This window comes from Nocardioides sp., assembly GCF_035429765.1.
Lineage (GTDB): Bacteria > Actinomycetota > Actinomycetes > Propionibacteriales > Nocardioidaceae > Nocardioides.
The window spans coordinates 23,597-32,969 of record NZ_DAOMFK010000015.1; the positions used below are offsets into that span (position 1 = coordinate 23,597).

The window sequence follows — 9,373 nt, forward strand, 5'->3', positions numbered from 1 at the left end:
CGAATCGCCCGGCCGTTGTTGCATCCCCCGTCAGCAACGGCCGGGCTCTCTGCGTACCGAGCCTCCGGCCTCAGGTGAGGATCTCGGTCGCGGTGACCCCGGCGAGCACCAGGCAGATCGCCGCCCCCGCGTAGTGCAGCACGTGGAGCGGGATCCAGCGGAGCAGGGCACTGCCCAGCACCACCGCGAGCCCGCTGACCACCAGCAGCGCCGAGAGCGCCCCCACGAAGACGCTCACGGGGTCGTGGTACTTCGCCACCATCGTGAGGGTCAGCAGCTGCGACAGGTCCCCCCACTCGGCGGCGAAGAGCACCAGGAAGCTGGCCAGGACCACCTTCGCCCCGTGCACGTCGCCGGCCTTGGCGGCGTACTCCTCCCCGTCCTCGGCGGCGGAGTGGTGGCTGCGGCCCTCGCGGAACAGCACCACGGCACCGATCAGGAACAAGGTGAGCGCCAGCAGCTGGACGGCGGTGGTGGGCAGCAGCGAGGCGACCTTCCCCAGCAGCACGGCGATCCCGGTCTGCAGGGCGAACGCCAGGCCCACCCCGAGCCAGACCAGGACCGGCCGGTACCGCGTGGAGAGCACCAGCGTGGCGAGGAAGGTCTTGTCGGGCAGCTCGACGAGGAAGATGGCCACGAAGGCGAGCCCGGCGACGGCAGGGTCCACCTGCTACTCGGCGCCGAGGTGGATGCGTCGCTCGGGGGCGGCGGGGTAGACCCCGAGGATCTTCACGTCGGTGGTGAAGAACCGCAGCTCCTCGAGCGCCCGCTTGACCGGCAGGTCCTCGGGGTGGCCGTCGACCTCGGCGAGGAACTGGGTCGCCGAGAACTGGCCACCGACCATGTAGCTCTCGAGCTTGGTCATGTTCACCCCGTTGGTGGCGAAGCCGCCCAGCGCCTTGTAGAGCGCCGCGGGGAGGTTGCGCACGTGGAAGATGAACGAGGTCACCACGGGGCCGTTGCCGGGCTCGGCCTGCACCAGGTCCCGGGAGAGGACGACGAACCGGGTGGTGTTGTGCTCCTCGTCCTCCACCTCCTCCCGCAGGATCACCAGCCCGTAGGTCTCCGCGGCCAGCGGCGGGGCGATCGCGGCCTGCGTCACGTCGCCGGCCTCCGCCACCTCACGAGCCGCGCCGGCGGTGTCGCCGGCGATCACCGGGCGCAGCCGGAGCTCGCGGATCACCTTGCGGCACTGTCCCAACGCGTGCACGTGGCTGTGCACCGTCTTGATCGTCTCCAGCGACGAGCCCGGCACGCCCATGAGCGTGAACTGGATGCGCAGGAAGTGCTCACCGATGATGTGGAGGGTCGAGTGCGGCAGGAAGTGGTGGATGTCGCTGACCCGGCCGGCCAGCGAGTTGTCGATCGGGATCATCGCGAGGTCCGCCTCACCGTTCTCCACCGCGGAGAAGACGTCCTCGAAGGACGGGCACGGCACCGCCTCCCAGTCCGGGTAGTGCTGCTTGCACACGAGGTGGGAGTTGGCGCCGGGCTCTCCCTGGTAGGCGATGCGTCGCGGGCTCACCGGCCCATTTTCCCATGCCTGAGGACCTAGGCTCGCATCCATGTCCGACGTGCTCGCCGTGCTGGCGCTTCTGCTGTCCGTGCTCGCCCTGGTCCTGGCCGCGCTCGTGTGGAGGCGCGTCGGACCGGGGCGGGCCGTCGGCCCGGAGGAGCTCGAGGTGGTGCCGGAGGACGTGCTGGGGCTGCGCCAGGAGGTGGCGGCCCTGCGGGCGGAGGCCCGGCTGGCCGTCCGTCACGTCGCCGTCGTCAGGTACGACGCCTTCCCCGACGCCGGCGGCCTGCTGTCCTGGTCGGTGGCCCTCCTCGACGACCGCGGCGACGGGGTGCTGCTCACCTCCATCAACGGTCGGAGCGAAGCGCGGACCTACGCCAAGAACGTCACCGGCTGGACCGGCCAGCAGCTCTCGCCCGAGGAGGCGCAGGCGGTCGGCGCCGCACGCCCGTAGGAGGCCTCCGCCGCGCCGGTCAGCGCGGGACCCGGACCAGCACGCGGCCGTGCAGGCACTCCATCCGCAGCTCGCGGCCCGAGCCGACCGAGTCGCCGTCCAGCTGCCGCGGGATGTCCGACACCGACCGCAGCACCACGGTCCGGCCGGTCATCCGGTTGATGGTCTCGTCGGTCCTCCGCCCCTTGGTGAGCACCCGCACCGCCAGCGGGATCCAGGAGAAGAAGCTCTTGGGGTGCAGCACCACCACGTCGAGAAGACCGTCGTCGATCGCGGCGTCCGGAAGCAGCGGCATCCCCGCCTGGAGGTGGCCGACGTTGCCCACCACCACGGTGCGCGCCCAGTGCCGGGTGAACTCGCCGCCGTCGACGGAGATGTCGACCCTCCGGGCGGGGAACATCAAGGACCTGAGCGCGGAGATCACGTAGGCGATCCAGCCCACCCGCTTCTTGATGTCCTCGTTGACGCCTTCCATGATCGCCGCGTCGAAACCCATGCCGGCCATCACCATGAAGTGCGTGTCCGCCAGGCCGTCCCCGCTGACCTCCACCAGGTCGATCGCCCGGTCCTGGCCGTTCAGCCCCACGTCCAGGGCCGCGCGCAGGTACAGCGGGATCTCCAGGTTCCGGGCCAGCAGGTTCCCGGTCCCCGCCGGGACGATCCCCACCGGGATGCCCGTGCCGGCCAGCTCGGCGCACACCTCGCGCACCGTGCCGTCGCCGCCGCAGACCAGCACCAGGTCGGCTCCGGCGAGGGCGGCGTCGTGGGCCATGCCGGTGCCGGAGTCCTCGACCGTCGTGAAGTACCACAACGGGGCACCCCAGCCCGCCTCGCTGGCCAGGGACGAGACCAGCGCCCGGAACTGGCCCACGCTGTCGACCTTGACCGGGTTGAGCACGACGGCCAGCCGGCGCTGCGACGTGTACACCTCCGGCAGCGGCTCGGTCGTCTCCACGATGCGGCGTGGGCGGGGGTCGAACACGGCCAGCCCGGCCAGCACCACGCTGGCGCCCAGCAGTGAGCCGCCGATCACGTCGGTCGGGTAGTGGCGCCCGAGCAGCACCCGGTCCAGGCACACCAGCAGCCAGAACGAGAGCACCACGAGGGTGACCGCTCGCCGGGTGCTGGCCCGCCGCAGGAAGAGCTGGGCGAGCACGATGAGGACGCCGGCGTACGCCGCGGCTGACGAGGCGTGGCCGGACGGGAAGGACTTCGACTCCAGCAGGTGCAGGCTGTCCTGCCACTGCGGACGGTCCCGCCCGACCCACAGCTTCACGGCGGTGGTGAGCAGCGAGGTCACCACCATCACGCCGACGGCGTACGCCGCCGCCCGACGCTGGTGGAGCACCAGCAGCCAGACGGCGAGCGCGGCAGTCAGGATCGCAGCGCCGACGGTGCCGAAGCCGACCTCGATCGCCCGGAGCACGTGCCACAGCCAGTCGTGCCGGTCCGCCCAGGCCTCCGCGTGCTCACCCCAGGTGTCCAGTCCGTCGAGGGGGGCGCGGTCGTGGGTGACCAGGACGCCGAGCACCACCAGCGCGAGGGCGCACACCCCGGCCCAGGCGGCGAGGGCGCGGCGGGAGCGATCGTGCACGCAGCGAGTATGCCTGGCCGGCGGGCGTCGATCGTCGCCGGTGGCGGCGGATAGCCTTGCGCGCATGATCGATCCCCGCCTGCTCCGTGACGACCCCGACCGCGTCCGCGCGGGTCAGGCCAAGCGTGGCCTGTCCACCGACGTCGTGGACCAGGCCCTCGTCGCGGACGAGGCCCGGCGGTCGGCGATCGGCGCCTTCGAGGCGCTGCGTGCCGAGCAGAAGCAGCTGGGCCGGCGGGTGGCGACGGCGGCGGGCGAGGAGAAGACCGCGCTGCTGGTGCGCACCCGGGAGCTGGCCGCCGAGGTGAAGGCGGCCGAGGCCCGTCAGGGCGAGGCCGTGGAGGGCTGGCGCCAGGCGCTGATGGCCATCCCCAACGTGGCCGCCGAGGAGGCTCCGGCAGGCGGCGAGGACGACTTCGTGGTGCTGGAGACCGTCGGCACACCACGGGACTTCGCCGCCGAGGGGTTCGAGCCGCGCGACCACATCGAGCTGGGGCGGCTCCTCGGCGCGATCGACCTGGACCGTGGGGCCAAGGTGTCGGGGGCCCGGTTCTACTTCCTCACCGGGGTCGGCGCCCGGCTGGAGCTCGCGCTGATCAACCTCGCCATGGAGCAGGCGTGGGAGGCGGGCTTCACGCAGGTGATCGCCCCGTCGCTGGTCAAGCCCCGGGCGATGGACGGCACCGGCTTCCTCGGCCAGGCCGCGGACGACGTGTACCGGATCGAGGGCGAGGACCTCTACCTGGTCGGCACCTCCGAGGTGCCCATGGCGGCGTACCACTCCGACGAGATCCTCGACGCCGGTTCTTTGCCGCGTCGTTACGCCGCGTTCAGCCCCTGCTTCCGGAAGGAGGCAGGATCGCACGGCAAGGACACGAAGGGCATCATCCGGGTGCACTGGTTCGACAAGGTGGAGATGTTCGTCTACTCGACCCTCGAGGACTCCTACGCCGAGCACGCGAGGCTGCTGACCTGGGAGAAGGAGTTCCTCGACAAGCTGGAGCTCGCCTACCGGGTGATCGACGTGGCCGCCGGGGACCTCGGCCTCTCGGCACAGCGGAAGTTCGACTGCGAGGCGTGGATCCCCACGCAGGGGAAGTACCGCGAGCTGACCTCGACCTCCAACTGCACCGACTTCCAGACCCGGCGGCTCGACATCCGGGGCAGGTTCCCGGCCGGGGACGGCGGCACCGAGGTGCGCCCGATCGCCACCCTCAACGGCACGCTGTGCGCGATGACCCGCGCGATCGTCGCCGTCCTGGAGACCCACCAGCAGGCCGACGGGTCGGTGCGGGTCCCGGCTGCGCTGCAGCCGTGGCTGGGCTGCGAGGTCCTGGAGCCGGTCGGTGGGTGAGCAGCACGGCCGCGGGGACCAATCGGCCTCCTCCGGGTGGCGCCCGCGGCTGGTCGCCCTCGACATCGACGGCACGCTGCTCACCTGGGTCGACGGTGCCCAGGCCCACGAGGAGGTGCCCCCGGCGGTGGCGTCCGCCGTCCGCCGGGCCCAGGCCGCAGGCGCGCACGTCGTGCTGGCCAGCGGCCGTTCCCCCCACGCGATGACGCCGGTCGCGGACCGGCTCGGCCTGCTCGACGACGCCGCCGGACCCCTGTGGGTGGTCGCCTCCAACGGAGCGGTCGTCTTCCGCTACCCACCGCTGGAGGTCGTCCACGAGGAGACCTTCGACGCGCGCCCGGCCGTGTCGGCGGTGCTGCAGCACCACCCGGAGGCGCTGGTGGCCGTCGAGGAGCGCGGGGTCGGCTACCGCGTGAACCGGCACTTCCCCGAGGGGGAGCTCACCGGGGACATGATCCTCGCCGACGTCGACGAGCTCATCGAGGAGCACGTCAGCCGTGTGATCATCCGCGACCCCTCCGCCACCGCCCAGGACTTCATCGACCTGGCCGCCCGGCTCGGCCTGCACGGCACGGACTACGTCGTCGGCTGGACGGCCTGGCTGGACCTCGCCCCGCTGGGGGTGACCAAGGCCTCCGGCCTGGAGTACGTCGCCCACGAGCTGGGCGTCACCGCTCACGAGGCGCTGGCCATCGGCGACGGCCGCAACGACATCGAGATGCTCCGCTGGGCCGGGCGCGGGGTGGCGATGGGCCAGGCTGTGGAGGAGGTCCGGGCCGCGGCCGACCACGTCACCGGCACGGTCCACGAGGACGGCGCCGCCCAGGAGCTGGCCCGCTGGTTCCCCGTCGACGGCGCGGCCGGTGCCTGACCGCCTGCCGGTCGGACCGCCCCGGCTGGTCGCCACCGACCTGGACGGCACGCTGGTCCACTCCGACGGCAGTGTCACGACCCGCACCCGCACGGTCCTGGAGCGGCTGAACCGGCGCGGCGTGCCGGTGGTGTTCGTGACCGGTCGACCGCTGCGCTGGGCGGTCGAGGTGTTCGAGCACGTCGGCGACCACGGCCTCGCGGTGGTCGCCAACGGGGCACTGGTGTGGAACGTGCCGGCCCACGCGGTGCACCGTGAGCGGCTGCTGGACCCGGCGACGGGGCTGGAGGTGTGCCGCCGGATCCGGCGGGCCGTCCCCGGCAGCACTTTCGCGGTCGAGACCATGGACGGGATCGCCCTGGAGCCGGCGTTCCTGGAGCGGCACCAGGTCCCTCCGGGCAGCAGACGCGGCACCGTCGAGCAGCTGCTCGACCGGCCGGCGGTCAAGCTGCTCGCCCGGCACGAGGATCTCCCGGCACAGGTGTTCTGGGACGCCGCGGAGGCGGTGGTCGGCGACCTGGCGGTGATCACCTGGTCCTCTGCCACCGCGCTGCTGGAGATCAGCGCCGCGGGCGTGACCAAGGCCTCCACGCTGGCCCTGGTGTGCGCCGAGCTGGGGGTGGCGCCGGCGGAGGTGGTGGCGTTCGGCGACATGCCCAACGACCTCCCGATGCTGCGCTGGGCGGGGACGTCGTACGCCGTGGCGAACGCCCACCCATCGGTGCGCGCGGCCGCCGGCGCGGTGGCCCCCGGCAACGACGAGGACGGGGTGGCCGCCACGCTGGAGCGGCTCTACGACCTGTGACCGTGCTCGGGTCGCCGGTGACCCGTAGGGTGGGCGGGTGCACGCCGCGTTGACCTCCCCCGCCCGACGGGCGCTGGCGGTGGTGGCGCTCTGCGGGGCGGCCCTCCTCGCGGCGGCGGGGTCGGTGGCAGCGTCCCCGGCGGACGGGGTGCGGCAGAACGCGAAGCGGGCCGACGCGGTGTTCACCGCCACGGTGACCGCCTCGGTGCCGGCCACCGTCGGTGTGGGCGGCCGAGCGCACCGGGTGCTCCGCTACACCGCCGAGGTCGACCGGATCTACCAGGGCGACGTGAGCGACTCGCCCGTGGTCATCACCGCCGACCTGTCGGCCCCAGGGTGCTCGCTCGGCCGGGTGCCGACCGGTGAGCCCTGGGTCTTCTTCGTCAACGGCCGGGGCACCCGCTTCGTCGGCAACACCTGCGCGGGCAGCCGACCGGCCACCAACGCCTACACCGCCCTGCTCGAGAGGGTGCTGGGCCCGCCGCGGGTGCTGGTGGAGCCGGTGGTCGAGCCGCCCCCGCTGGAGTTCACCGACGAGGGGGCGGCTGCCCCGCTGCCCCTGGGCCGGCTGGTGGCTCCCGGCGCAGCCCTGGTGATCGTCGGGATGCTGGGCCTGGCGCTGGTACGCCGCCGGGTCTAGCGGCTGCTCACAGGTACATGCCGCCGGAGCTCCCCGGGACCTGCGGGGGCGTGGGGGACCCCGACGGCTCCTGCACCGGGTGCGGCATGCCGGCGGGCAGGGCGCGCCGCATCTGCTCGAGCTGGGCCCGCGCGGCGATCTGCTGGGCGTAGATGGCGGTCTGGATGCCGTGGAAGAGGCCCTCGAGCCAGCCGACGAGCTGGGCCTGAGCGATCCGCAGCTCCCCCTCGCTGGGGGTGGCCTCGTCGGTGAACGGCAGGGAGAGGCGCTCCAGCTCCTCCACCAGCTCGGGCGCGAGCCCGCTCTCCAGCTCCTTGATGGACGCGCGGTGGATCTCCTTCAGGCGGGCGCGGCTGGCCTCGTCCAGCGGTGCCGCCTTCACCTCCTCGAGGAGCTGGCGGATCATGCTGCCGATGCGCATCACCTTCGCCGGCTGCTCCACGAGGTCGGTGAGCTGACGCTGGCCCTCGTCCTCCTCGCGCTCCTCGGCGCCCAGCTCGCGCACCATCTCGGCAGGGATGGTGCCGATCGGCTGGCCGTCGGGGCCGATCACCACGACCCGTTCGCCGGAGTCCTCGGTCTCGGACCCCTCGGGCTGCGAAGGCTGCTCAGTCATGGCTCCACCTTAGAGGCTGCCCCCGAGGGGTCACACCGTGAGCAGGATCTTGCCGGTGTGCTCGCCGGCCTCCATGGCTGCGTGCGCGGCGGCCACCTCGGTGAGCGGCATGTCGGTGTGCACCACCGGACGCACGACGCCGTCGGCCACGAGCGGCCACACGTGCTCGACCACGCCCCGGCACACCGCCGCCTTCTCCTCGGTCGGCCGGGCGCGCAGGGTGGTGGCCGCGACCGCGGCCCGTTTGGACATCAGGGCCCCGAGGTCGAGCTCGGCCCGAGCGCCTCCCTGCAGCCCGATGACCACCAGTCGACCGTTGGGCGCGAGCGCGGCCACGTTGCGGGCGAGGTACTTCGCGCCCATGTTGTCCAAGATCACGTCGGCGCCGTCGGTGGCGCCTGTCACCACCTCGACGAAGTCCTCCTCCCGGTAGCTGATCGCCCGCTCGGCCCCGAGCGCGACACAGGTCGCCAGCTTCTCGGGGGAGCCTGCGGTGGCGAAGACCCGGGCTCCCAGCGCGTGCGCCAGCTGGATCGCGAACGTGCCGATGCCCCCGGCCCCGCCATGGACCAGGAACACCTCCCCGGGACGCAGCCCGGCGACCATGAACACGTTCGACCACACCGTGCAGGCGACCTCGGGCAGAGCGGCGGCGCGGACCAGGTCGAGGTCTCCGGGCACCGGCATCACCTGCCCGGCCGGTACCACGACCCGGGTCGCGTACCCGCCGCCGGCCAGCAGCGCGCACACCCGGTCCCCGACCTGCCAGCCGGTCACCGCGGAGCCCACGTCCGCCACGGTCCCGCTGCACTCCAGACCGAGCACGTCCGACGCCCCGGGAGGCGGCGGGTAGAAGCCCCGGCGCTGCAGCAGGTCGGCCCGGTTCACCGCGGTCGCCGCCACCTCGACGAGCACGTCGTGCGGTCCGGGCCGGGGGTCGGGTCGCTCCTGGAGCCGCAGGACCTCGGGACCGCCGGGCTCGGTGGCGGTCACGGCGAGCACGCGCTCACCCCTCGTCGAACGACTCGCCGGTGTGGTCCACCTGGCTGTCGTCGGGAACCTCGTCGTCCACGTCGTCGGGGTCCGGGGCGCCCGCGGGGCGGTCCCATCCCTCGGCCAGCGCCTGCGCTCTCCCCGCCAGCGCCTCGACGGTCTCCGGGTCGGCGTCGGTGGCACCCGCGGCGTACCCGAGCAGGTACGCCGTGATCGGCGCCGCAGGCCGCTCCACGTTGTGGGCCGCGCTCTTGGCGAGGTCCAGGATCAGCCCCTCGTCCACCTCGGTGTCCAGGTCGAGCACGTCGCAGAGCTCATCGATCCAGTCGTGCAGGTTCACGGGGCCAGAATTGCCTCCGGCGCGTCGGGAGGCAAGTCCTGGGGCGGCATGAGCACGGTCACACCGTCAGTCCTCGGTGACAGGCGCCCGGGGGACTCCGTCGGCCAGGTCGGCCCACGTGTCGACGTCGCGACCCTCCTCTCCCCGGGCGGGGACGTCGACGAGGTCCAGCGTGGCGAGCAACCGGTGC

The 9,373-nt window shown here is 73.0% G+C and carries 11 protein-coding genes; 5 read left to right on the forward strand and 6 right to left on the reverse strand.

All coding sequences use genetic code 11. The features are described 5' to 3' along the window. Positions 1-70: 70 nt before the first annotated feature. Both PLP61_RS03110 and PLP61_RS03115 read right to left on the reverse strand, forming a co-directional pair. The gene (locus PLP61_RS03110; protein ID WP_324500269.1) at positions 71-667 is read right to left on the reverse strand and encodes a TMEM165/GDT1 family protein; all 597 of its coding nucleotides are present in this window, start codon (positions 665-667) and stop codon (positions 71-73) included. A gap of 3 nt (positions 668-670) precedes the next feature. After that, positions 671-1,525, reverse strand: coding sequence for a prephenate dehydratase (locus tag PLP61_RS03115; RefSeq protein WP_324500272.1), 855 nt, complete (start codon positions 1,523-1,525; stop codon positions 671-673). Between the two features lie 40 nt (positions 1,526-1,565). On the opposite strand from PLP61_RS03115, the gene PLP61_RS03120 reads away from it, so the two are divergent. Further along, entirely contained in the window at positions 1,566-1,970 is a 405-nt protein-coding gene (locus PLP61_RS03120) for a DUF4446 family protein (RefSeq protein ID WP_324500274.1), read from the forward strand. 19 nt (positions 1,971-1,989) lie between these two features. Here the strand turns inward: PLP61_RS03120 and PLP61_RS03125 are convergent, their stop codons facing one another. After that, positions 1,990-3,564 carry a bifunctional phosphatase PAP2/diacylglycerol kinase family protein gene (locus tag PLP61_RS03125; protein ID WP_324500276.1) on the reverse strand — a complete coding sequence of 525 codons (1,575 nt, stop codon included), beginning with the start codon at positions 3,562-3,564 and terminating at the stop codon, positions 1,990-1,992. Positions 3,565-3,628: 64 nt separating this feature from the next. Between PLP61_RS03125 and serS the strand changes: the two genes are divergently transcribed. From serS to PLP61_RS03145, 4 genes are read left to right on the forward strand one after another with little or no spacing between them, the layout of a single operon-like run. Next, the gene (gene serS / locus PLP61_RS03130) at positions 3,629-4,918 is read left to right on the forward strand and encodes a serine--tRNA ligase (protein WP_324500278.1); all 1,290 of its coding nucleotides are present in this window, start codon (positions 3,629-3,631) and stop codon (positions 4,916-4,918) included. Further along, entirely contained in the window at positions 4,911-5,789 is an 879-nt protein-coding gene (locus PLP61_RS03135; RefSeq protein ID WP_324500280.1) for an HAD family hydrolase, read from the forward strand. The genes serS and PLP61_RS03135 overlap by 8 nt, the downstream gene beginning before the upstream one ends. Then, positions 5,782-6,594, forward strand: coding sequence for an HAD family hydrolase (locus PLP61_RS03140; RefSeq protein ID WP_324500282.1), 813 nt, complete (start codon positions 5,782-5,784; stop codon positions 6,592-6,594). The genes PLP61_RS03135 and PLP61_RS03140 overlap by 8 nt, the downstream gene beginning before the upstream one ends. Before the next feature lie 37 nt (positions 6,595-6,631). Then, entirely contained in the window at positions 6,632-7,234 is a 603-nt protein-coding gene (locus tag PLP61_RS03145; protein WP_324500283.1) for a hypothetical protein, read from the forward strand. 7 nt (positions 7,235-7,241) lie between these two features. Here PLP61_RS03145 and PLP61_RS03150 read toward each other — a convergent pair whose 3' ends face one another. From PLP61_RS03150 to PLP61_RS03160, 3 genes are read right to left on the reverse strand one after another with little or no spacing between them, the layout of a single operon-like run. After that, positions 7,242-7,850 (reverse strand): bacterial proteasome activator family protein, encoded by a 609-nt coding sequence (locus PLP61_RS03150; protein WP_324500284.1) that lies wholly within the window; start codon positions 7,848-7,850, stop codon positions 7,242-7,244. A gap of 30 nt (positions 7,851-7,880) precedes the next feature. Further along, a complete protein-coding gene (locus tag PLP61_RS03155; RefSeq protein WP_324500286.1) occupies positions 7,881-8,852 on the reverse strand; it encodes an NAD(P)H-quinone oxidoreductase in 972 nt (323 codons plus the stop codon). A 4-nt stretch (positions 8,853-8,856) separates the two neighbouring features. Then, positions 8,857-9,183 carry a DUF6457 domain-containing protein gene (locus PLP61_RS03160; RefSeq protein ID WP_324500287.1) on the reverse strand — a complete coding sequence of 109 codons (327 nt, stop codon included), beginning with the start codon at positions 9,181-9,183 and terminating at the stop codon, positions 8,857-8,859. Positions 9,184-9,373: the final 190 nt, after the last annotated feature.